Origin of the sequence: Halomicronema hongdechloris C2206 (assembly GCF_002075285.3) — a bacterium.
GTDB classification, from domain to species: Bacteria; Cyanobacteriota; Cyanobacteriia; order Phormidesmidales; family Phormidesmidaceae; genus Halomicronema_B; species Halomicronema_B hongdechloris.
The window spans coordinates 2116076-2139096 of record NZ_CP021983.2 but is presented as its reverse complement, the minus strand read 5'-3'; the positions used below and the strand labels follow the sequence as shown (position 1 = coordinate 2139096).

The following is a 23021-nucleotide window of genomic DNA, read 5'->3' as shown; positions in this document are numbered from 1 at the left end:
GCTCGATTGCCTATGACCTCTGCCAATTCCCACTCTCACGCCTCCCTAAAAGCCCTGTTGCTGGACTTCAATGGCATCATCATCAACGATGAATCCCTGCATTGCCAGCTGCTCGAGCAGCTTTTGCTCGAGGAAAACCTGCGGCCTAATCGGGAAGACGTCGCCGCCGCTTGCCTGGGTCGCAGCGATCGGGCTTGCCTGACCAATTTACTCGGCAGTCGTGGTCGGGTGGTGAGTGACGACTACCTTGATACACTGCTGGCGAAAAAGTCCCAGCGCTATATCGAGGCCATGTCCCAACAAGATTTACCCCTCTATCCAGGGCTAGATGATCTAGTGTTCCAGGGGCGAGCGGCTCAATTGAAGCTGGCGGTGGTCACCGGGACCATGCAGACAGAGGTGGCGTGGGTGCTGCGGCAAGCCGGAATCTACGACCATCTCTCGGCCTTGGTTTGCGGCGATGATCTGCCCGCCACGGGTAGCAAACCCGCCCCCGATGGCTACCTGTTAGCCATTGAGCGGTTGAATCAAGCCCACCCTGGCCTCAACTTGACCCCGGCCCACTGCCTCGCCATCGAAGATTCTTTCGCCGGCATCGAAGCCGCCAAACGCGCTCAGGTTCCTGTCGCTGGCGTGGCCCATACCTATCCTTACCAAATGATCCACCGCCGCGCCGATTGGGTGGTCGATAACCTCAGCGAGCTGGATCTAGACTGGCTGCGAGACTACTACGCTAATCCCCGCCCCACTCCCTCATCGGTCTCTTCAGTTTGGTAAGATACTGGGCAATTGGGGAATTAGCTCAGTTGGTAGAGCGCTGCGTTCCCGCAGGGTGGCCGCAGGCCAATCGCACCGATGCGGTGCGGACAACACGGGGAATTAGCTCAGTTGGTAGAGCGCTGCGATCGCACCGCAGAGGTCAGGGGTTCGAATCCCCTATTCTCCATTGAAAACTCTGGTTGGTAGGCGCTGCGTAGGCGTTCGCGAAGCGAGTCTGAAAGACTCAGCCTGGCCGGAGGCCAATCGCACCGCAGAGGTCAGGGGTGCCTCCTGCGGAGGAGCTGCGCTAACGAATCCCCTATTCTCCATTCTCTCAAGCCCATGCAGGATAAAGGCTGTATGGCCCTTCAACAAGGTGATTCAGAGCCTCGCTGGGTTCCTGAAGCGGACACCTTTGCCCGGTAGACACGCTGTCTACTGGGCGTCTACCGACAGACAGTAGGTGAGGCCAAGCTAAAACATCACGACTGAGAGAAGGGTTAGCGAGACCGCAGATTTTCTCGAATCAGGGTCATAGCGGTGGTGTCTTCGACGAGTTCGTTCCGCTGGGCTGCTTCCCTGCTGATCTGGGCATCTTGCTGGAGTTCGGGGAGTCGCCCTTGATAGATATCGTCTTGTTGGTCGAGCAGGTATATGCCCGCTGTGATGACGAAGTAGAATGGCAGCATATTGATGTCTCCTTATGCGCCTAGGTGCTCAGACCGACCGACAGGCCGACCGACAGGCTGACGCCACCACAGACTGATCCAAAGTGCCATGATGATTCCGGCTGCCACACGAGACTTGACGTTTGAAGCGTTCATTGACGTGGAGGATGGCAATGAACTCAATGAATATGAATTGGTCGATGGGAGGTTGGTGCTCATGCCGGAGCCGGATGATTGGCATGAAGAGATTCTAGAGTTCCTCTCGTTTATGTTTGAGCTACAGTATCGGCGCATGACGCTGAGATACTCAGTGCGGCAGCGCAATGCGTTGATGATTGACGATGTTAGAGGACGCCGCCCCGATATTGCGGTGATTGATCGTCCTGCAACGCGGCGAGAGGATCGGCAACCGGGGATTCGCAGCGTTCCTCGGATGATTGTGGAGATTGCCTCTGGAAACTGGAGTACGGACTTGGTGGAGAAGCAGGAAGAATACGAGGCGCTACAGGTGCCGGAGTACTGGATTGTGGATTATCGGGGACAAATTCCGGCGAAGTATTGCCAGCGGGGGAAGGGCAAGAAGGTAATTGTGCTGACGCTGGAGGATGGGGTTTATCAGAAGGCGGAATATGTGGAGGGGGAGGCAGTGCCGTGTCTGACGTTTCCGGAGTTGGGGTTGACGGTGGAGCAGATTTTGACAGCTGAGGAGTAGATATCCTTAGCGTTGCTAGCTGCACCACAGAGAGTTTATCGACCAGTTTTCAATACCTGCTCAGCCGTTAAATTCAAACTCGGAAACGTGGGTGAAACGACATTTTGAGAACCACGCAGCTGGTGAACCTCATACTCTCCATGCACCAGGATACCCATAGAAAGGGTGGGTTGCTTGGGTTTCCCAATATATCGAGTCCTCCCTAAGCCAGCATAATCTGCAATCCAATATTCAGGAATGCCTAACGCCGCATAATCTTCAGTCTTACGGGCATAATCATTCTGCCAGTTGCTACTGACGACTTCTGCTACAAATTTAATCGAGCTACCTAGGGTCAGCATCGATTGTTCCATCCAACATGGTTCTTTTGCCAGTTCATTTCGATCAACCACTGCAACGTCAGGTCGAAATGCTGTGTTACCCATGCCAGAAGGGCGTAATAGTCCGCGTTGCAGGACAAACCAAGGCAACCCTTGCAGATCGATCTGGACACAGATCTTGCTGGTGATGAAGGCGGCTACTTCTTCATGTGGCCCTGTCGGTTCCAAGTCGAATACCTCTCCATCGATCAGTTCATAGCGATTATCATCACCGTAACCGGCAAGAAACTCGTCAATGGTCAATGTTGGTGGGTTGATCGCGATGGTCATAGGTCAACTTGGCCCGATCAGTGTCTTCAACCTAGCAGATTGAAACGGATGCTGGCACACCATCTATGCAGCGATTTCACAGGATCTGTTTATTGGCTCATTAGACCCATGAACCAGGTAGCAGCATTAGTGGTTGAGCCCCATCAAGGTGCTCCCTACACAGTAGTTCACCTAGGATTCTTGGCCCTCTCTGGCTTCTAGCGCTTCCCGAAGCAGCATCTCCACCACAAAGGTAAACGACCGCTGCTCTCTGTCTGCGCTTGCCTGAATCGCCTCCCGCATCGATTCAGAAGGATTCACGAACCACTAAATTCGCTTCGATCGCCGCTCGAGATAGCCACACCGGCCGCAACTGCTGTTGCGCAGCCAGGTCTAATTGCTCCTGCTGACGGGGTGCACTCGCTTGGGTGGCATTGCCATAGGTCATCACCGCCATCGCCCGCACCGGGTCTGAAAATTCAACCGCTGCTACATAGGAATCGCCGCCAACGGCAGTGAAGGTGCCGTCTTCCTCAGGGGCAAACCACAGATTGCGAAAAATCCCTAAATGGCCCGGCCCGCCACTGGCCGGTAAGTCTACCGGGCCAGAGCGCAGGCGAAACACATCTCCCCAGGCAATATCCAGGGCTCCATAGGCCGTCTGTACCTGAGCCGCCGCTGCTTCTAGGGCTGCCACCGCCCCCGCCGGATCCGCCAGTCCAGCAGGAGTACTCAGAGGGGCATTTTCATCCCAGGGTGTGGCAAAGAGACGCTCCAAATCGACCTGCCGCGCCCAGGTGGCAAATAGCACCGCCGCGCGGCTATCGGCCGCCGCCCCCGATCCCAGGCAGCCAGGACATCGGCAGCCCGACGTGCTCGTGCACCTCCCCTGCTGCCGGGCAGCAGGAATCAGATCATCAAGTAAGCGATCGGCGAGTTCCATCCGGGGCGAGTGCTTGTACTTGACCATCTCCTCAAAGGAGATTTGTTGATCCTCGGCCAGCATCCGAGCAGAGCGCTGGGCACGGGAATCCATGGAAGGGAGGGGAGCGATGTAGGTGGGATAGTCGTCTGGGTCGATCGCCGGCGGCAGGGTGGTGGTCCAGGGAGGATCATTGGCATTCTGCAACCAGCCAGTGGGGGGATCCAACAACCGGGGCAACTCTGAGTAGGCATGAATCTCGCTCCAGAGGGTGTCAGAGGTATCCCCAGGGAGAAGACCACTCCAGTCCTCGACATCGCCCCCTGACCGCACGGGCACATGACCATTAAATAGATGCAGGATGTGCCCCTGCCGGTCGGCATAGAGCACCGTAAACATCGGGATTTGCAGCCGCTGCAGGGCTGCTTCAAATTCCGCCAAGGTGTGGGCGCGCCCCATCTGCCACCACTGCTCCAGGGCACCGGGATGCTCCAGCCCCACCACCCGTAGGGCAATGGCCGTATCTCCTTGTTCCTGCACCACTGGCCCATGGAGCGAGCGCCGAATGGTCAGGGTCTTCGGCTGCAGGGTGCCATCGGCTTGCTTGACTTGGAGGGCCTGGGTGCTGACCTCGAAGGGTCGCATCTGCCCGTCGAACCAGTAGCCATCCTCCGTCAGGCGCAGTTGATAGGCATCCCAACCATCATGAAGATTGACAGTGTGGGTCCACCCCAGCTGGTCATTAAAGGCAATATTGAGCACCGGTATTCCCACCAGACTAGCCCCATAGACATTGAGATCCGGAGCAATTAGATGAGCTTCATACCAGCGGAACGCCTCGGACCACGGCAGATGGGGATTAGCCAGCAGCATGGCCTCACCACTGGCGGAGCGCTGGGGGGCAATGGCCCAGCCGTTAGAGCCCGGTGTCGGCAGGGCCATTGCCGCTGCCGAGTCGTCTGTGGCCAGGGCAGCCACCTGTTGGGGATTGACCACAAAGGTGAAATTGAGCACCCGTTGGCCATGGGCTAGGAGATCGACCCCACTAATGGGCAATACCGCCTCGACCTCATCGGCAATGGCCGCTTCATGGGTCTGGGCATAGGCATTGACCCCTGCCGCAAAGGCATCTAAGTAGGTCTGAAATTGCGGTGTTTGGGCCTCGTACCAGGCTTGGGCGCGACTGGGAATGCCCATGGTGTGCACCCAGCGGTCTGAGTCCAGGTAATCTTCTCCCCAGTACTCGGCGGCGCGGCCCCGAGCTTGACCATACAGGCGTAATATCAGATCACCGTGACTCTGGGCTTGGGCCCAGCCAAAGGCCCGAAAGAGCTCCTCGGTATCATCGGCATAGATGTGGGGCACTCCGTAGGTATCCCAAAGGATTTCAGTGGCGGTGGTACCAGCAAGCGGCCAGGAGACCCCGATGAGCAAGGCTAAGGCACCCCCTAGGAGCACCCAGATCAGGCGCCGCATCGGGTTGGGGAGGCATGGTATCGATAGCATAGAGTAGAGATGGATAGATGGGTAGACTTGTCCGTATGGCTTGCAGCCAGGCGATACTCAGCACGTCCGTGGCTCTATGAGCAACGGAGCCTCAGGCCTAGCCCGCCCGTAGGGCAGGGGGTAGATGGGTAGGGGAAAGCAGAATTATCCACGTGATGAATCTTCACCAGATGACGGGCAGCAAGCACCCTGGTTGACTGGCAAAAGATTCTGCATTGGGCGCGGAAACCGCGCCCTTACCAGATTTCGGATGCTATAGGGGGCAGGTTCCCTGACCCTTTGGATAGTCTGGGTTCTAGCAGGTTTTGTCAGTACCTACTATCAGGGTTGCAAATTTAAGGCTTAGGCGACACGATGCAACTGAGTGACTTGGTATTGCTTCACCGGCTCTAAAGGATGCTCTTCTCCCGATCGCCACTGGGTTAGCACCTCGCCAGCCACCTCCACCCGGGCTGCATAGGCACCAGCCTCATAACCATCTGGGGCTTCAAAGTCAATGCGCACCTCGGCCCAGTCGGCATCATACTCATCCTCCTGGGGGGTATCCATGGCCAGGGTTTGGCCGACTTTACCATAGCTCAACCAATCCCAGCCGTGCTGCATCCACAGCTCTCGCTCCACCATCTGCTCAAAGCGCCGCAGGCCACTCCAGCCGCGATAAAAGCGCCGCAGTTGCTGGACATCTCCTTGACGATAGACTAGGGCATCGAGAGCATCAGGTTCTAGATGCCCCCAATAGTGTCCCGTCGGTAGGTCGATGAGAGTAGGGGCAAAGTTATGGCCACCGAAATGGGAGCAGCGCCAGACGCGGAGGGGGGTGGGGGAAGTTTTGAGTTTTGGGTTTTGAGTTTTGAGTGGGGGCGATGGGGAGGGGGGGAGGGGGGGATTCAGGCTTCCACTCGACCGCATAGGTTTTTTTCAACTGCTGATAAATGGGATAGCCAAAGCGGGAGCAGGCGACATCGACGTTGCCGTGGGTGCAGACGAAGAGTTCGCGGAGATGCTGGGTGGGTTGGCGGTAGGCCTCGAACTGGGGGAGAGCGGCGGGCTGTTGCAGTAAGGCGGTGGCCAGGGGAACAACCTCTGAGGGGGGAAGGAGAAACTCTTGCTTTTCAAAGGCAGTAAAACATGCTTGGGGACGGCGATAGTAGAGAACCCGGGTGAAGTCGGGGTGAGAATAGTCACGCTCCGGGGCAATCATCAATGGGCGCACATAGACCCCCTGCTGGCGCAAGGCCTTGACCATTTGTAGCACTGGCGCCACGATGGGATGCTCTTGCCAGATGGTGGTGGGCCAAGGTTGAGGGATCTCTACGATCAGCCAGTGGTGATAGGTACCGGCAGAGCCGATGGGGTCTTGGCCATTGGCTTTGGAGACCAGCGAGCAAAAACGGCAATTGGTCTCCAAGTTAGTCTCTAAGTCATTCGCTTGAATCATGATGATGGGTTTTCTCTTGGAGGAGCAAACAATTTCTAATCAAAATCAGGACTGTAAACTAGTGGTCGACCACCAGGAATAAAGTTGATAGGAACCAATCTCAATAATCTCAACTTGATGGGGATAACGTCAATGGAATGACTGTTAGACAGGCATATTGACTTCGAAATGCCTAATATAGTACAATAAAAGTTTTTAGATTGAATTAAGCCTGTTTCTTCGCAGCAATTCTCATTATGGAAATGGATCGCTCCACGGCGGGGAGGAAGGGGAACAGCGATCTGCTGAGTAGACCTTACTCTCGTCATTCCCGCGGCGGCCGGAATCCAGAGCGTCAAGCCCGGCAGAGTTTAGAGTGCTCTGTCTAGACTTTGGAGCTGGAGGTGGTATGTCATGGCTACGTGCGATCCGTCGCAATGAGGACTATCGGCCGGTTGCCAAGCCCTCTACCTGGATTCCGGCTGGATTCCGGGTCGCGCTGCGCTTGCCCGGAATGACATGTCGCAGTTGTGATCAATCGCTGTAACGCCAGTCATTTTAGCGGATTTGATATTAGTCATCTCAGCGAATTGAATATTAAGTTTTACTGAAAAATCCTAAGTGTTCCGATGTTTATCTTCTAATGGTAACGATTTTGATTAAATGCAGCTAGGTAAAGGTCTAAATCTGAATTGCCTGGTATTGAATTAAATCAATGAATGATGTCTGGAGCCGTTCTCTGAGCCCTTTATGGATAAAGAATCTAAGCGAACTGAGTCTTTGCAGAAAACATGACAGGCTTCATCCCAAGCATCAATCGATGTTAAGGATTGATTGATGTCATGTCGTCCTCAAAACACTTGCAAATTTGCTGCATCAAGGGTAGGCTTCATGCAATGCATTGCACATTGCATGATCCCAGGGAGTCGTTGTTGCAGACTGATGTGCAAAATTTGCACGGCACTTGATTTCCATCTCGTATTGCTCAATTGCACTCTACTATTGGTATCATCGGTAGCTTGGTTCTCCTCTTGTCATTGCCTGGGTAATCAGCTAACTTAGTCACCATTGCTTGTTTATTCCCTGCTCTAAGGCTTCCCTCTATCTGCTAGCCTGATGCCTGAAGCTATTGAAATGCCTTCAATCGGCAGGTCAAGAGGATTGACATAGACCTGCTTCCCAATCTGGCCTCCAGTATTTCTAAGACTGATTATGAGCTTTTCCACACTGGTCGATCTCTTGCGCCGTAGGGCACTACATCAGCCTGGCCAAAAGGCGTTTACCTTTCTGAAGGATGGAGAAATAGAGGCTGGTTCTCTCACCTATCGGGAACTGGATCACCAGAGTCGAACCATCGCGGCGCGGCTGCAGGCCATGGGGCTGGAGGGAGAGCGAGCCCTGTTGCTGTATCCCCCAGGCTTGGAGTACTTAGCGGCCTTTTTTGGCTGCCTTTACGCCGGAGTCATCGCAGTACCTGCCTATCCTCCCCGCAATCAGCGCAATACTCCCCGGATTCTGGCGGTGGTCAAAGATGCAGAGGCCGCAATAGCGCTGACAACCACGGTGATTCAAGCCAGGCTGCAGTCATTATTGCGGAAGCATGAAGATTTGGCCGATTTACAGTGGCTGACCACTGATGACCTGGCTGCGGGAGCTGCGGGGGAGTGGCAGCCTCCGACCCTAGGGTCAGATTCCCTGGCGTTTCTCCAGTACACCTCCGGTTCCACCGGTATGCCCAAGGGGGTGATGCTCAGCCATGGTAATTTGCTCCACAATGCGGCTGTCACCTACGAGCTCATGGGTCATTCGCCGGAGAGTGTGTTTGTTTCTTGGCTACCGGTTTACCACGACATGGGGTTGATTGGAGGTATCTTGCAGCCGCTATACGGAGACTTTCCCTGCATCTTGATGCCGCCGGCTTCATTCCTGCAGCGCCCTTACCGCTGGTTACAGACGATTTCTCACTATCGAGGCACCACCAGCGGGGCACCTAACTTTGCCTATGAGCTATGTGTTGAAAAGGTGACGCCGGAGCAGCGGCAAAGCTTAGACTTAAGCAGTTGGACCGTTGCCTTTAACGGGGCAGAGCCGGTGCGGTCTCAAACATTAGAGCGATTTGCCGCCGAGTTTGCCACCTGTGGATTTCGTTCCCAGGCGTTTTATCCTTGCTACGGCATGGCCGAAGCAACGCTGATGGTCTCCGGTGGGCGTCAGCAGGAAGCGCCTGTGGTGAAGTTGCTGCAAAAGGTTGCCCTGGAGCACAATCGCGTGGTAGAAGCCAATGGCCACAGCGTCGATCAAGCTCAGTCCCTGGTTGGTTGTGGCCAAACCATGCCCCAACAACGGATTGTGATCGCCCATCCTGAGACACAAATTCGCTGCGCTGGCGATGAGATCGGTGAAATCTGGGTATCGGGGCCGAGTGTGGGCCAAGGCTATTGGCAGCGGCCTGCGGAGAGTGAGCAGACATTTGCTGCCTATCTGGCTGATACAGGAGTAGGACCGTTTCTGCGCACCGGTGATTTGGGCTTCCTGCACCAGGGAGAACTGTTTATTACGGGGCGGACTAAAGACCTAATTATTATTCGCGGTCGTAATCTTTATCCTCAGGATATTGAACTGACGACGGAGCGGAGTCACCCAGCCCTGCGCTCGGGTGGGGGGGCCGCGTTTATGGTGGAGGAGCAGCGAGAGGAGAAGCTGGTTGTTGTTCAGGAATTGGAATTTCGACAAAAACCCGATCCGGAGGAAGTGACGGCAGCCATTCGTGAGGCCATTGCCCAGGAGCATGAGGTACAAGCCTATGCCGTCGTGTTAATTAAACCCGGGACGATTCCAAAAACATCGAGCGGGAAAATTCAGCGGCGAGCTACCCGGGCAGGGTTTCTGGCCGGCCATCTGGAAGTCATCAGCAGTAGCCTGCTGGAAACAACGATCCCTGGGGAAGTCCCTGCTACGCTTAACCGCAAAACCTTACTAGCACTACCACCGATTGAAGCTCAGCTCATGCTGGTGTCTTATTTACAGGCACTGGTCGCCGAAGTCCTGCAGATAACGCCATCTCAGATAAATTCTCAGCAACCCATCAGCGCCTTGGGATTGGATTCTCTGAAGGCATTTGAACTGAAAAACCGCCTTGAGGTTGATCTCCAGGTCTCTGTATCCATTAGTGATCTTTTCGACCATCTGAATCTGACCCAGTTGGCCATCAAGATTTTAGCCCAATTGGAGTTACCAGAGCATTTGCCATCGGTGCCATTGGTACCGGTAAAAGCTCAACGCCAACATCACCCGCTTTCCTACCCCCAGAAGCGATTATGGTTCCTGGACCAACTAGCGCCCGCCAACCCAGCTTATAACATTGCCTTTGCCCTGCAATTCCAAGGTCCATTGAGTGCAGATATACTGGAGCGCAGTCTGAATGAGGTTATACGACGCCATGAGCCATTACGAACAACGTTTAAGTTAGTTGAGGGTCAACCGGCTCAGGTAATTACTCCATCCTGCTGGCTACCACTAAAGGTAGTAGATTGCCAGAATCTCTCCAGCGAAGCGCGCGAGTCTGAAGTACAAAGATGCGCGACTCAAGCTAGCCAACAGCCTTTCCAATTGAGCCAGGGACCACTAATGCGGGCACAACTCTTTCACCTAGCTCCACAGCAGCATGTGCTGTTGCTGACGCTGCATCACATCATCGCCGATGAATGGTCAGTCGAGGTATTGATCCGGGAGTTGTTAGGGAACTACAAGGGATTTCTGTCGCATGGGGAAATCCCTGCTCTTCCAGCCGTCTCTGTGCAGTACAAAGACTTTACCCATTGGCAGCGGCAATGGCTTCGCGGTGAGCGCATGGAGGGTCAGCTTGCTTACTGGATACAGCATCTTGAGGGAGCGCCAGCAGTTCTAGCGTTGCCAACGGATCATCCCCGGCCGGCGGTCCAGACCTATCAAGGGGCGCGACAATCCTTGGCGCTGCCTCACCCCTTGACTGAGAAGCTCAAGGCTCTCTCTGAGCAAGAAAATGTCACCCTCTTCATGGTGCTGCTGGCAGCATTCAAGACATTGCTCTATCGCTATACTGGTCAAGACGATATTCTGGTGGGCTCACCGATTGCTAATCGCAGCCGGAGCGAGCTCAAGGGGTTAATTGGCTTTTTCGTGAATACATTGGTGTTGCGCACCGATCTGTCAGGTAATCCCAGGTTTCAGGAGCTACTCGGCCGAGTCCGTCAAGTAGCCTTGGGGGCCTATGCCCATCAAGATGTGCCCTTCAATCAGCTGGTAGAGGCCTTGCAGCCAGAGCGAGACGTGAGTCATACTCCCCTGTTTCAGGTGTCGTTCACACTGCGGCAGGCTCCACAGTTGGACACGGTACCGGGTTTGACTGTGAGGCCATTTGAAGTGGATAGCAAGACAGCTCAGTTTGATTTGAGTCTGGTGGTGGAAACGACGGAGCAGGGACTCACTACCTTGTTTGAGTACAATACAGATTTATTTGAGGCTGCCACCATTACCCGGATGCTAGGGCATTGGCAGCAGTTGCTGGAGGGGATTGTCGCCAGTCCACAAACTAGGCTCTCAGACTTACCGCTGCTGACAGAGGCAGAGCGCTGCCAAATACTCAAACAATGGAACGATACAGAGGTCGATTATCCCCGAGATTTGTGCATCCATCAGCTGTTTGAAGCCCAGGTGGAGCGAACTCCCGATGCCGTGGCGGTAGTTTTTGAGCAGCAGCAACTGACTTACCGGGAGTTAAATCAGCGGGCAAATCAGTTGGCCCATTATCTGCAACAGTTAGGAGTTAAACCAGAGGGGTTAGTCGGCATTTGTGTGGAACGTTCCGTGGAGATGGTTATAGGGCTGCTTGGCATTCTTAAGGCAGGTGGAGCCTACGTGCCGCTGGATCCAGCCTATCCGCAAGAGCGTTTGGCTTTTATATTGGCAGATGCCAAGGTATCAGTATTGTTAACTCAGCGAGAGTTGCTAGAGGCATTGCCAACTGAAGGAGCTGCAGTGGTTGGCTTAGACACCAACTGGGAAAAAATTGCTCAAGAAAATTTAAATAATCCAGTCAACCAGACAGATTCTAAAAGTTTAGCTTATGCTATTTACACATCGGGTTCTACCGGCAAACCCAAGGGAACTTTAATTCCCCATCGAGGTCTAATTAATTACTTGACTTGGTGTGTCCAAGCTTATGAAGTTGAGGGAGGAAAAGGAACTATTGTTCATTCTTCTCTAGCCTTCGACTTAACGATTACAGGGTTGTTTTCCCCTTTACTAGTTGGGCGTCAGGTAACGCTTATCCCTGAAGATCAGAGTGTTGAGTCTTTGACTAATGTTCTTCGTAAAGAGTCAAACTTAAGTCTTGTTAAATTAACACCAGCTCAACTGCTATTACTTACTCAGCAGTTGTTGCCAAAAGAAGCGGCAGGCAGAACTAATGCGTTTATCATTGGTGGTGAAAACCTGCTGACAGAAAATATTTCTTTCTGGCAAAGCTTCGCACCTGCTACGATGCTGGTAAATGAATATGGACCAACAGAGACGGTCGTGGGATGTTGTGTTTATCGAGTGCCCCATGGTGAAACTCAATCAAGCTCAGTTCCCATTGGTCAGCCGATTGCTAATACTCAGCTTTATGTATTAGACCAATATCACCAACCAGTACCGATTGGGGTCCCGGGCGAACTGTATATCGGTGGTGCTGGACTGGGGCGTGGTTATCTGAATCAGCCAGAACTGACAGCTGAGAAGTTTGTTCCTAATCCATTTAGTGATAAGCCAGGGACAAGGTTATACAAGACGGGGGATCTGGCTCGTTATCGGTCAGATGGAAATCTTGAGTTCTTGGGACGGATTGACCATCAGGTGAAGGTGCGGGGATACCGAATTGAACTAGGAGAAATTGAAGGGTTGCTGAGGCAGCATCCAGACATTCGAGAAGCAGTAGTTGTGAAGAGGGAGGATGTACCGGGAGATCAGCGTTTGGTGGCTTATGTTGTTTCCAATATTGGGGTAGAAACTACCACCAATAGTTTCAGGAACTTTCTTAAAGAGAAACTGCCGGAGTATATGGTACCGTCGGTATTTATAAAATTGAAGGCGCTGCCATTGACAACTAACGGCAAGATAGATCGTCAGGCTTTACCAGTACCTGATAGCACTCGTCCAGAGCTAGAAGCTGCTTATGTGGCTCCTCATTCTGAAATAGAGCAGGCAATCGCTAAGGTCTGGCAAGAAGTGTTGCACTTGGAGAAGGTAGGTATCAATGATAATTTCTTTGACCTTGGAGGTCATTCTCTGTTGATGGCTCAGGTAAATCACAAATTACAAGAATTGTTCAACCAGGATTTATCGGTTGTTGAGTTGTTTCAAAATCCAACCATTAATTCCTTGGCGCAGTATTTGAGTCGCGAGTCAAAGCAGCAGCCTTCTTTCCAATCAATGCGTGACCGTGCTCAAAAGCAGATAGAGGCAATCAATCGGCAAAAACAGTTATTGATGAAGCAAGGAAAAAGATAAATGGGTAATATAGAAACCTACGAATCAGTGGAAGGGATTGCCGTTATTGGTATGGCAGGACGATTTCCTGGTGCCAAAAGCATTGAAGAGTTTTGGCAGAATCTGTGTGATGGTGTAGAGTCCATTTCGTTCTTCACCGATGAGGAATTAATAGCGTCAGGGATAGGTGCTTCTGTACTAAATGATCCTCATTATGTGAAAGCCGGTGCTGTGTTAGATGATATCGAGTTTTTTGATGCTTCATTCTTTGACATCAACCCTAGAGAGGCTGAAGTAACCGATCCACAACACCGTATTTTTCTAGAGTGCGCTTGGGAAGCGCTTGAAAATGCTGGTTATGATACTACTAGATGTAGAAACCGAATCGGAGTGTATGCTGGTACTGGTATCAATAACTATTTACCTTTTGATATAAGCCGTGACCCCATGGGGTCGGCACAATGCTATCAAACTTTAATTGGTAATGATAAAGATTTTCTTACTACTCGTATCTCTTACAAATTAAACCTTAAAGGACCGAGTGTTACGGTACAAACGGCTTGCTCTACGTCATTAGTTTCTACCACCCTTGCTTGCCAAAGTTTGTTGAATTACCAATGTGATGTGGCTTTGGTGGGTGGAATTTCTATTCGAGTGCCACAAAAGATTGGTCATTTATATCAAGAGGAGGGAGTTTTATCAGCCGATGGTCACTGTCGTGCTTTTGATGCCAAAGCACAGGGAACTGTTCTCGGTAATGGTGTAGGTACCGTAGTCCTGAAACGACTAGAAGATGCGATCGCGGACGGTGATTGTATTCATGCGGTAATTAAAGGTTCTGCTATTAATAATGATGGCTCTGGCAAGGTTGGCTACACGGCACCCAGTGTCGAGGGGCAAACAGAGGTTATTGCAGAAGCTCTCGCTTTAGCTGAGATTGAATCCGAAACAGTTTCCTATATTGAAACTCATGGGACAGGAACATCTTTAGGAGATCCGATTGAAATTGCAGCGCTAACAAAAGTCTTTCGTGGCAGCACTGATAAGAAAGGCTTTTGCGCTATTGGTTCAGTAAAAACCAATGTTGGCCATCTGGATACAGCTGCTGGTGTAACCAGTCTCATCAAAACTGTTCTAGCCCTCAAGCACAAACAGATACCCCCTAGCTTGAATTTCAAAGAACCTAACCCCGAGATTGATTTCGCAAACAGTCCTTTCTACGTCAACACCCAGCTGTCGGAATGGAAGGTAAATGAAACTCCCCGTCGGGCGGGCGTGAGTTCCTTTGGCATTGGGGGAACCAACGCCCATCTGATTCTTGAGGAAGCGCCTTCTGTTGAAACGTCTTCATCGTTTCGCCCCTGGCAATTGCTGCTCCTCTCGGCTAAAACCAGTTCAGCCCTGGAGACTGCGACTACCAATCTAGGGGATCATCTGCAGCAGCATTCTGAGCTAAATCTGGCTGATGTTGCTTATACTCTGCAAGTTGGTCGTCGACAGTTTGATCATCGCCGCGCTGTGGTGTGCCAGGATCTGCAAGATGCGATCGCAGCTCTCCAAAATCCCAAACGAGTTCTCACTAGCAGCATCCAAGACACAGGCACTCGTTCGGTTGCCTTCATGTTTACCGGGTTAGGACCCCAGTACGTCAACATGGGCAGAGAACTTTATCAATGTCAGCCGACCTTTCGGGAACATGTGGAGCACTGTTGCAAAATCCTCAGACCTCTCCTGGGGCTTGACCTGATCACGGTTCTATATCCTGATCAAGACGAGTCTTCAGACGATACCGGCGCAGATCTAGCTCAATCAGGGATTGATCTTCGCCAGATGCTGGGTCGAAGTGAAGAACCCGTCAATGCCGCCTCCCAACAACTCAATCAAACCTGGCTGACTCAACCTGCTCTCTTTGTGATTGAATATGCCCTAGCTCAGCTTTGGCAGGCCTGGGGAGTGCGTCCTCGAGCCATGATTGGCTACAGTATCGGGGAATATGTCGCTGCCTGTTTAGCTGGGGTCTTGTCTTTAGAAGATGCCTTAATGTTGGTGGCCAGAAGGGCGCAACTGATTCAGTCCCTACCGAGTGGGGCGATGCTAGCGATTCCCTTGTCAGAGCAAGAGGTGCAGCCGCTTCTAGGAGAAAATCTTTCCTTGTCTGCGATCAATGGTTCATCCCTGTGTGTGGTGGCTGGAGCGACGGACGCTATCGATGAATTGGAGAATCAGCTGACTCAGCAAGGATTGGCCTGTCGGCGGCTTGCGACCTCTCATGCTTTTCATTCCCACATGATGGCGTCAATGGTTGATTCCTTTTCCAGGTTAGTCAAGACTATTCGGTTTAAGCCTCCCCAAATTCCTTACATATCTAATGTCACGGGAACTTGGATTACAGCAGCAGAGGCAACCAATCCCGATTACTGGACGCAGCATCTCTGCCAACCGGTGCGATTTGCTGACGGAGTAAGTCAGTTGTGGCAAAAATACACCCCAGCGCTGTTGGAAGTTGGACCAGGACAGACGCTGAGCAGCTTGGCATTACAGTGCTTAGAAAATCAGCAAGTCACTGATAAAGTTGTGCTACCTTCCCTGCGCTATACCTATGACCGGCAGTCAGATGTAGCCTTCTTGCTCAACACATTAGGGCAGCTATGGCTTGCAGGCATACTGATTGATTGGTCCGGTTTTTATATCAATGAACGCCGTCATCGCCTTCCCTTACCGACCTATCCCTTTGAGCGCCAGCGTTATTGGATTGAACCTCAAAAACCTGGCAATCCTGTCAATTCAGGAGCATCAAACTCCCAACAAAAGTTAGACATTACCGAATGGTTCCATATTCCTTCTTGGAAACGCGCCGCGCCACCGGTACCGTTTGAGTCAGGGAAGTGGGGTAATCGCAAGCAACCCTGGTTAGTGTTGGTTGATCGCTGTGGAGTGGGTTCCCAGCTTGTGAAACAACTAGAAAAGGAATGTCAAGATATCATCATTGTCGGGATTGGGGAAGAATTTAGGAAACTCAATCAACAGGAATACACTATTAATCCTGGGAAAAGGGATGACTATGACACCTTGCTCTGCGAACTTCATTTCTCTAATAAAATTCCCAAAAGCATTGTTCATTTGTGGACTATAACAGCGAACGAGCAGGCAGAGCCTGGACTTGAGAGTTGGGAACAAATCCAATCACTTAGTTTCTACAGTCTGCTGTTTCTAGCGCAGGCATTAGGAGAACAGGGTATTGATGATCCCCTACACATTGATATCATATCTAACAACTTACAGGAGTTAACCGACACTGACGACATATGTCCAGAAAAGGCAACCCTTTTAGGACCCTGTAGAGTCATTCCCCAGGAATATTCAAACATCACCTGCCGCAGCATCGATATTACGCTACCTCAATCGGGTACTAGGCAATGGCAGCAACTGATAGACCAACTCTTTAGCGAACTTGCGGCACCAACTGCTGATAAAGTCATTGCCTATCGCGGCAATCGTCGATGGGTGCAGTGCTTTGAACCCTTACCCGTAGCAGGGAAAACCTTGCGCACTGCTAAGTTACGGCAAGGTGGAGTCTACCTGATTACGGGTGGATTAGGAGGACTTGGACTTGCGATCGCGCAACATTTGGCAAAGACAGTGCAAGCCAAATTGGTGATTATTGAACGTTCGGGTTTGCCGCCAAAAACGGAATGGGAGCAGTGGTTATCTAACCATGAAGAAGACAACCCAGTCAGTATCAAGATAAAGAAAGTTCAGGCGATGGAGGAATTCGGTGCAGAGGTTCTGGTTATTAAAGCCGATGTTACCCACCTCGAACAGATGCAAGGGATGGTCGATCGGGTGCGCGATCGCTTTGGCGAAATTCATGGCATCATTCAAACGACACCACCAATAGGTGCCAGCATTATTCAGCTCAAAACGACCGAATCAGCGGCAAGTATTCTCAATTTCAAAGTCAAGGGAGCCATGGTTTTAGATGCTGTATTGAAGGACACACAGCTAGATTTTTTGGTTTTATTTTCTTCCATAAATGCAATTACGGGGGGCTTGGGTCAAGTCGATTACTCCGCCGGCAACGCTTTTCTCGATGCCTTCGCCCACTACAATTTTTATCGGCGCAACATTCATACCGTTTCCATCAACTGGGATCCTGGACCAGGGCACAACTTGCAAGCTGCCGTTTCTCCAGAAATCCAAGCTGGACTCAGGCAGATGCGAGAACGATACGGTATCGAATTTAAAAAGGGGATAGCTGCCTTATGGCACATTTTGTCCAGTCAACAGCCTCAAGTTGTTGTGTCAACGCGAAACCTGCAAACCCTATTTGAGGAGAACGAAGTTTTAGCAGCCGCCAGTTTACTCGAAAATCTTGAGAAGCGTCATCCTCAATCAACACAACTGCGACCGAATTTAAAAACTGCCTATGTTGCGCCTAGAAATGAAACTGAGTGCAAAATTGCTGAACTCTATCAAGAGTTGCTGGGAGTTGATCGGATAGGCATCCATGACAACTTCTTTGATGTGGGAGGAAACTCCCTGATCGGAATTCAGCTCCTTTCCCGACTGCGTCAGGAATTCCAAGTAGAACTATCCCTGCGATTCATTTTTGAAGCACCCTCTGTGGCAGAGTTAGCCTTGATTATTGAAGAAATTCTCATCAGAGAGATAGAAGAACTCACCGAAAACGAAGCCGAAGAACTCGTATCCGTTCTTCCCCAATCATCAGAACAAACTCCCAGAGTAGTCAGCCAGCGACGCTACAAGCTACCCAATCATTTAGAAATTGCCTACCAAACTAAAACTGAGGCTGATTATTTCTACCAAGACATCTTTGAAAATAAAGTTTATCTCAAGCATGGAATTGCGTTGAATGAGGGTGACTGTATTTTTGATGTAGGAGCTAACATCGGCCTGTTTACGCTGTTCGCCTATCAACACTGTAAAAATCCCATAATTTATGCCTTTGAACCAGCCCCTCCTCTGTTTGAAATTTTAAGTTTCAATACAGCGCTACATGAGGTGAATGTAAAGTTGTTCAATGTCGGTTTGTCGAACGAGACAAAAACTGCAACATTTACGTTCTACCCTCAGAGTTCTGGGATGTCTTCTTTCTATGGCGATCGCGGAGAGGAACAGGAAGTCTTAAAAGCCATTATGCTCAACCAACTCCAAACCGGAATGGCTGGCATGGAACAGGTCATGCAATACTCCGATGAATTGTTAGAAGAGCGGTTTAAGAGCCAAAGTTTTACTTGCCAACTAAAAACACTCTCTGATGTGATTAGCGAAAACAATATTGAAAACATCGATTTACTCAAAATCGACGTGCAGAAGAGTGAACTAGACGTTCTCCAAGGTATTAAAGATAAGGACTGGAAAAAGATTAAGCAGATTGTTCTAGAAATCCATGACACAGAAGGGCGACTAGTACAGATAACGAACCTACTCAAAACGCAAAAGTATAACGTTGTAGCAGAACAGGAAGACTTATACGAAAACTCTAATATCTATAACGTTTATGCAGCTCGCTAAATACTAAATCCTGGAGGGAGAATGAAGATTCAAACCGTTGGTGTTGTGGGAGCGGGCGTGATGGGAGTCGGGATAGCACAAAACCTAGCCCAAACCGGTCATCAGGTAATTCTCATCGATGTTTCCGAAGAAATTCTGGAGAAGGCCAACCAAGAAATTAAAAATAATATTCGCTTTCAAGGTTTCTTTAATAAAAAAGAGAAACCGGAAAATCCAGACGTTGTTCTGAATCGCATCCAGTTTTCTACAAACTACAAGTTGCTAGATGGGGTAGAATTTGTGATTGAGAATGTCACGGAAAAGTGGAGTATTAAAAAGGAAGTCTACCCGCAGCTTGAGGCAATTTGTCCAGAGAGTGTTGTCTTTGCCGCCAATACATCAGCGATTCCGATTACTCGCATTGCTTCTGTAACCAAGCGGGCTTCTAAAGTGCTGGGCATGCATTTTATGAACCCCGTTCCTCTGAAGCCAACCGTTGAAATGATTCGCGGATATCATACTTCCGAAGAAACCATTGAGACAGCTAAAAACTTGTTGTCTCAAATGGGAAAAGAGGGCATTGTTGTCAATGATTCGCCAGGATTTGTTTCCAATCGCGTCCTTATGTTGACTATTAATGAAGCGATTTTTCTTCTGCACGATCAAGTCGCTTCAGCTGAAGAAGTTGATAGAATCTTCAAAACCTGTTTTGGTCACAAAATGGGACCACTTGAGACCGCTGACTTGATTGGGTTAGATACGATTCTCTTCTCAATTGAAGTTTTGTACGAAAGTTTTAATGACAGCAAATATAGACCATGCCCTTTGCTCAAAAGGATGGTTGATGCTGGGCTATATGGAAGGAAAAGTGGCAAGGGTTTTTACGCTTACAGTTGAAGGATTGAAGGTTTGAAAAGATGCAAGATTTTAAGGCTAAACTGAAAACATTTCTCTCGCAATTTTTTGGTAACCATGACCTGCAGGATGATGAGGATATTTTTGCTGTAGGATTTGTGAACTCGATGTTCGCAATGCAACTGGTTTTATTTATCGAACAAGAGTTTCAAGTTACTGTTGAAAACGAAGACCTCGAATTGGATAACTTCAGAACGATCAGTGCGATGGCTTCTCTGCTGGAACGAAAAAAATCAATTCTGACATAGATGGCTAGCACTATATGAATCAATTCATTAATGAAAAAATGCAAGCAAATAATCACTTACTCGAAGCAACATCTTCGCAAACCCAAGATTTTTATTTTCGATTTCTTGCTGACTCTCAGCATATAGACACCCAGACCAATATTTATACATATCTAAGGTCTATGTATGGAGCTTGGAAGCATAGAAAATACTTTGATAAAATAGAAAATTATTGTATTTTTATTGGTTGTGGCAGAACAGGCCATAGTTTAGTGGGAGCCTGTTTAGATACCCATCCCGACATGGTGATCTCTGATGAATTAGGTGCGGTTAAATATATTAATAAACACAGCTATAGCAAAGGGCAAATTTATTACCTTATTCTTAAAGGGGCTCAAGTTCATGCTCAAGCAGGTAAAACTGTAGCTGGGTATTCCTATGCCGTTCCAAATCAATAGCAAGATCGATTTCGAGAGATAAAGGTGATTGGAGATAAAGAGGCTGCTCCAACCACGGCAATATTAAAAAGTTATCCGGGTTTGCTAGACATTCTTTATAAAAAGATGGGGACAAACATTCATTTTATTCACGTCATTAGAAATCCTTATGATGTTATTGATACGTTCACAAAAAGAGAAGAAGTTGATATAGAAATAGCGATTGAATTATATTCTTTAGTTTGTAAAGCAGTTGCTGAACTGAAAACCAGAATAGACTTAGATAAGATTTTGGAAATCACTAATGAATCATTTATTGAAAATCCCAAGTACTGCTTAAAACAACTCTGTAATTTTTTGTCAATGCCTGCTTCTGAGGATTATTTAAAGGATTGTGCCAGTATTGTTTATAACAAACCCAACAAAAGTCGATTCAATGTCCAGTTGAATTCTGAGCTAATTGATTTAGTCAAAAAGAAAATTATTGATCGATACCTATTTTTAAATCATTACTCTTATCAAGGTTGATGGATGAAGTTAGAATTAACAACTCAACAGAAAGAAAATAGGGCAGCATTTAGAGTCTTCGTCGATGAAGCGATCGTTCCCTATGCCAATCAATGGGATCGCCAAGAGCGCACTCCTGCAGAACTGATCAAAAAATTCGCTCAGCAGGGATATCTGGGTGCCCTATTACCCAAAGATAGCGGTGGCAGTGGCATGGATATGATTACCTACGGACTCCTATCGGAAGAAATTGGACGGGGGTGTTCTTCGCTGCGGAGTTTGCTCACTGTTCACAGCATGGTTTCTCTAGCTCTGCTCAAGTGGAGCAGTCAGTCTCAAAAAGCCTATTGGCTTCCTAAACTAGCATCCGGTGAAGTAATTGCTGCCTTTGCTCTCAGTGAACCCAATGTGGGAAGCGATGCCAAAAGTGTAGAGACAACAGCGACGCTTTCTGGAAACGCTTATCTCTTGAATGGACAAAAAAAATGGATTACCTATGGACAAATTGCCGATATTTTTCTAGTATTTGCTCAATGTGATGGTAAGCCCTCTGCTTTTTTGGTTGAGAAAAATAGCCCCGGACTCTCGATTGAACCCATTTCTGGAATGTTGGGGGTTAGGGCTTCAATGTTAGCCGAGCTACACTTCAATGATTGTCAGATTCTCCAAGAAAATCTTGTGTGCAGGCAGGGCTTTGGTTTCTCCCACGTCGCTTCCACTGCCCTAGATTGTGGTCGATATAGTGTTGCCTGGGGATGCGTAGGAATTGCCCAAGCTTGTCTAGAAGCTTGCATTCGGTATACGAGTGAACGCAAGCAGTTCGGTGTCTATCTAAGAGAACACCAATTGATTCGGCAACTAGTGACTGAGATGCTCACCAACGTCAAAGCAGCGAGATTACTATGCTATCAAGCTGGCTATCTCAAAGAAATTGGCGATCCAGGTTCAATAGCAGAGACTTCGATTGCTAAATATTTTGCCTCTAAAATAGCAACTCAAGCTGCAAATGATGCTGTACAAATCCACGGTGCTAATGGCTGCACCAATGAATATGCTGTCGCTAGATGTTTGCGAGATGCGAAAATTATGGAAATCATTGAAGGTAGTACACAAATACAACAGATAACTATCGCTGATTACGGTTATCAGGAATATACGTCACCCTCCCCTTCTACTGTTAATTTTCAAGATTTACTGGCAAGGACATGAGAAAATGACTCATATAAAAGCTGAAATTTTAAATCAAAAACAAGCCGATAAAAAGATGATCAAATGTGTCGTCTGGGATTTAGACAACACACTTTGGAATGGAATCTTATTAGAGGATAAGCGTGTTTATCTACGAAACAAATCAGTCGATGTTATTAAGACATTAGATAGTCGAGGTATCTTACAGTCTGTTGCCAGTAAGAATGACTATACTCAGGCTATGCAGCAACTCAAAGAGTTTGAGCTGCATGAGTATTTTCTCTATCCCCAAATCAATTGGAACTCTAAATCGAGTTCTATTCAAGCAATTGCCAAGTCACTCAATCTTGGCATTGATGCATTTGCTTTTATTGATGATCAGATGTTTGAGCTTGAAGAAGTTAATTTTTCGCTTCCTGAAGTTTTCTGTGTTAATGCCTCTGAACTCAATGACTTACTAGATAAACCAGAAATGAATCCTCGTTTTACTACAGAGGATTCAAAATTTAGAAGGCTGATGTATCTTAGTGATATAGAGAGGAACGAGGCAGAAAAAGAATTTATTGGCACTCAAGAAGAATTTTTAGCTACTCTTAATATGACTTTCACTATCTCTTCTGCCCAGGAAGAAGATTTACAAAGAGCAGAAGAATTAACGGTTAGAACCAATCAATTGAATACAACTGGCTATACGTACTCCTATGATGAACTCAATCATTTTCGGCAATCAGACAAACATAAATTGCTAATTGCAAGTTTGGATGATAAGTACGGGAGTTACGGAAAAATTGGGTTAGCACTGCTGGAATGCCTAGAAGGCGTGTGGACGATAAAGCTTTTGCTGATGTCTTGTCGGGTTATGTCTAGAGGCGTTGGCACAATTATGTTGAATTATATTATGAGTTTGGCTAAAGGGAATCATGTCCGTTTGCGTGCTGAGTTTGTTTCAAACGAACGCAATAGAATGATGTATGTGTCTTATAAGTTTGCGGGGTTCAAGGAAATTGAAAAGAATGAAAAGAATAAGGATCTGCAAATTTTAGAAAATGAACTTACACAAATTCAATCATTTCCTGAATATGTAAAAATCAAATCCTGAATTAGTTAGAAAGC

General features: G+C 48.9%; 15 protein-coding genes, 1 tRNA gene and 1 pseudogene. 11 read left to right on the top strand and 6 right to left on the bottom strand.

Features of this window, described 5'->3' with window-relative positions; translation table 11 throughout:
• Positions 1-12: 12 nt before the first annotated feature.
• Together XM38_RS09605 and XM38_RS09600 are read left to right on the top strand one after the other, a co-directional pair.
• Positions 13-777, top strand: coding sequence for an HAD family hydrolase (locus XM38_RS09605; RefSeq protein WP_080813837.1), 765 nt, complete (start codon positions 13-15; stop codon positions 775-777).
• Positions 778-873: 96 nt separating this feature from the next.
• Positions 874-946 (top strand) — tRNA-Ala (locus XM38_RS09600).
• A gap of 313 nt (positions 947-1259) precedes the next feature.
• Here XM38_RS09600 and XM38_RS09595 read toward each other — a convergent pair.
• The gene (locus tag XM38_RS09595) at positions 1260-1448 is read right to left on the bottom strand and encodes a hypothetical protein (RefSeq protein WP_225889270.1); all 189 of its coding nucleotides are present in this window, start codon (positions 1446-1448) and stop codon (positions 1260-1262) included.
• Positions 1449-1536: 88 nt separating this feature from the next.
• Here XM38_RS09595 and XM38_RS09590 point away from each other — a divergent pair, with 88 nt between their 5' ends.
• Entirely contained in the window at positions 1537-2139 is a 603-nt protein-coding gene (locus tag XM38_RS09590) for a Uma2 family endonuclease (RefSeq protein ID WP_088429656.1), read from the top strand.
• A 35-nt stretch (positions 2140-2174) separates the two neighbouring features.
• On the opposite strand, the gene XM38_RS09585 is transcribed toward XM38_RS09590, so the two are convergent.
• From XM38_RS09585 to XM38_RS27585, 5 genes and pseudogenes are all read right to left on the bottom strand, one after another.
• The gene (locus XM38_RS09585; RefSeq protein ID WP_080813840.1) at positions 2175-2789 is read right to left on the bottom strand and encodes a Uma2 family endonuclease; all 615 of its coding nucleotides are present in this window, start codon (positions 2787-2789) and stop codon (positions 2175-2177) included.
• Positions 2790-3075: 286 nt separating this feature from the next.
• Complete coding sequence (locus XM38_RS09580) at positions 3076-5166, bottom strand: acylase (protein ID WP_225889268.1); 2091 nt, start codon at positions 5164-5166, stop codon at positions 3076-3078.
• Positions 5167-5538: 372 nt separating this feature from the next.
• The gene (locus tag XM38_RS27595; protein ID WP_256995811.1) at positions 5539-5820 is read right to left on the bottom strand and encodes a hypothetical protein; all 282 of its coding nucleotides are present in this window, start codon (positions 5818-5820) and stop codon (positions 5539-5541) included.
• An 87-nt stretch (positions 5821-5907) separates the two neighbouring features.
• A pseudogene (locus XM38_RS28845) lies at positions 5908-5958 on the bottom strand (hypothetical protein); the annotation flags it as partial.
• Between the two features lie 13 nt (positions 5959-5971).
• A complete protein-coding gene (locus XM38_RS27585) occupies positions 5972-6634 on the bottom strand; it encodes a sucrase ferredoxin (RefSeq protein WP_256995569.1) in 663 nt (220 codons plus the stop codon).
• Positions 6635-7825: 1191 nt separating this feature from the next.
• Here XM38_RS27585 and XM38_RS09570 point away from each other — a divergent pair.
• From XM38_RS09570 to XM38_RS09535, 8 genes are read left to right on the top strand one after another with little or no spacing between them, the layout of a single operon-like run.
• Complete coding sequence (locus XM38_RS09570) at positions 7826-13141, top strand: non-ribosomal peptide synthetase (RefSeq protein WP_088429652.1); 5316 nt, start codon at positions 7826-7828, stop codon at positions 13139-13141.
• Complete coding sequence (locus XM38_RS09565) at positions 13142-18655, top strand: type I polyketide synthase (RefSeq protein WP_088429650.1); 5514 nt, start codon at positions 13142-13144, stop codon at positions 18653-18655.
• A gap of 21 nt (positions 18656-18676) precedes the next feature.
• The gene (locus XM38_RS09560) at positions 18677-19531 is read left to right on the top strand and encodes a 3-hydroxyacyl-CoA dehydrogenase family protein (RefSeq protein WP_080813842.1); all 855 of its coding nucleotides are present in this window, start codon (positions 18677-18679) and stop codon (positions 19529-19531) included.
• A 20-nt stretch (positions 19532-19551) separates the two neighbouring features.
• Complete coding sequence (locus tag XM38_RS09555; protein WP_080813844.1) at positions 19552-19797, top strand: acyl carrier protein; 246 nt, start codon at positions 19552-19554, stop codon at positions 19795-19797.
• A gap of 14 nt (positions 19798-19811) precedes the next feature.
• A complete protein-coding gene (locus XM38_RS09550; protein WP_080813846.1) occupies positions 19812-20234 on the top strand; it encodes a hypothetical protein in 423 nt (140 codons plus the stop codon).
• Positions 20235-20258: 24 nt separating this feature from the next.
• On the top strand, positions 20259-20741 hold the full coding sequence (locus XM38_RS09545; RefSeq protein WP_080813848.1) for a sulfotransferase family protein: 483 nt from the start codon (positions 20259-20261) through the stop codon (positions 20739-20741).
• Between the two features lie 3 nt (positions 20742-20744).
• Complete coding sequence (locus XM38_RS09540; RefSeq protein ID WP_080813849.1) at positions 20745-21929, top strand: acyl-CoA dehydrogenase family protein; 1185 nt, start codon at positions 20745-20747, stop codon at positions 21927-21929.
• Between the two features lie 4 nt (positions 21930-21933).
• Positions 21934-23007: an HAD-IIIC family phosphatase gene (locus XM38_RS09535; protein ID WP_080814313.1), complete on the top strand. Its 1074-nt coding sequence runs from the start codon at positions 21934-21936 to the stop codon at positions 23005-23007.
• Positions 23008-23021: the final 14 nt, after the last annotated feature.

What these genes read in the sequence shown, in the direction of transcription:
- XM38_RS09580 (WP_225889268.1), bottom strand. Translation starts at nt 5,166, where the DNA reads ATGCGGCGCCTGATCTGGGTGCTCCTAGGGGGTGCCTTAGCCTTGCTC.
- XM38_RS09540 (WP_080813849.1), top strand. Translation starts at nt 20,745, where the DNA reads ATGAAGTTAGAATTAACAACTCAACAGAAAGAAAATAGGGCAGCATTT.
- XM38_RS09595 (WP_225889270.1), bottom strand. Translation starts at nt 1,448, where the DNA reads ATGCTGCCATTCTACTTCGTCATCACAGCGGGCATATACCTGCTCGAC.
- XM38_RS27585 (WP_256995569.1), bottom strand. Translation starts at nt 6,634, where the DNA reads ATGATTCAAGCGAATGACTTAGAGACTAACTTGGAGACCAATTGCCGT.
- XM38_RS27595 (WP_256995811.1), bottom strand. Translation starts at nt 5,820, where the DNA reads ATGGTGGAGCGAGAGCTGTGGATGCAGCACGGCTGGGATTGGTTGAGC.
- XM38_RS09560 (WP_080813842.1), top strand. Translation starts at nt 18,677, where the DNA reads ATGAAGATTCAAACCGTTGGTGTTGTGGGAGCGGGCGTGATGGGAGTC.
- XM38_RS09555 (WP_080813844.1), top strand. Translation starts at nt 19,552, where the DNA reads ATGCAAGATTTTAAGGCTAAACTGAAAACATTTCTCTCGCAATTTTTT.
- XM38_RS09535 (WP_080814313.1), top strand. Translation starts at nt 21,934, where the DNA reads ATGACTCATATAAAAGCTGAAATTTTAAATCAAAAACAAGCCGATAAA.
- XM38_RS09585 (WP_080813840.1), bottom strand. Translation starts at nt 2,789, where the DNA reads ATGACCATCGCGATCAACCCACCAACATTGACCATTGACGAGTTTCTT.
- XM38_RS09550 (WP_080813846.1), top strand. Translation starts at nt 19,812, where the DNA reads ATGAATCAATTCATTAATGAAAAAATGCAAGCAAATAATCACTTACTC.
- XM38_RS09570 (WP_088429652.1), top strand. Translation starts at nt 7,826, where the DNA reads ATGAGCTTTTCCACACTGGTCGATCTCTTGCGCCGTAGGGCACTACAT.
- XM38_RS09605 (WP_080813837.1), top strand. Translation starts at nt 13, where the DNA reads ATGACCTCTGCCAATTCCCACTCTCACGCCTCCCTAAAAGCCCTGTTG.
- XM38_RS09590 (WP_088429656.1), top strand. Translation starts at nt 1,537, where the DNA reads ATGATGATTCCGGCTGCCACACGAGACTTGACGTTTGAAGCGTTCATT.
- XM38_RS09565 (WP_088429650.1), top strand. Translation starts at nt 13,142, where the DNA reads ATGGGTAATATAGAAACCTACGAATCAGTGGAAGGGATTGCCGTTATT.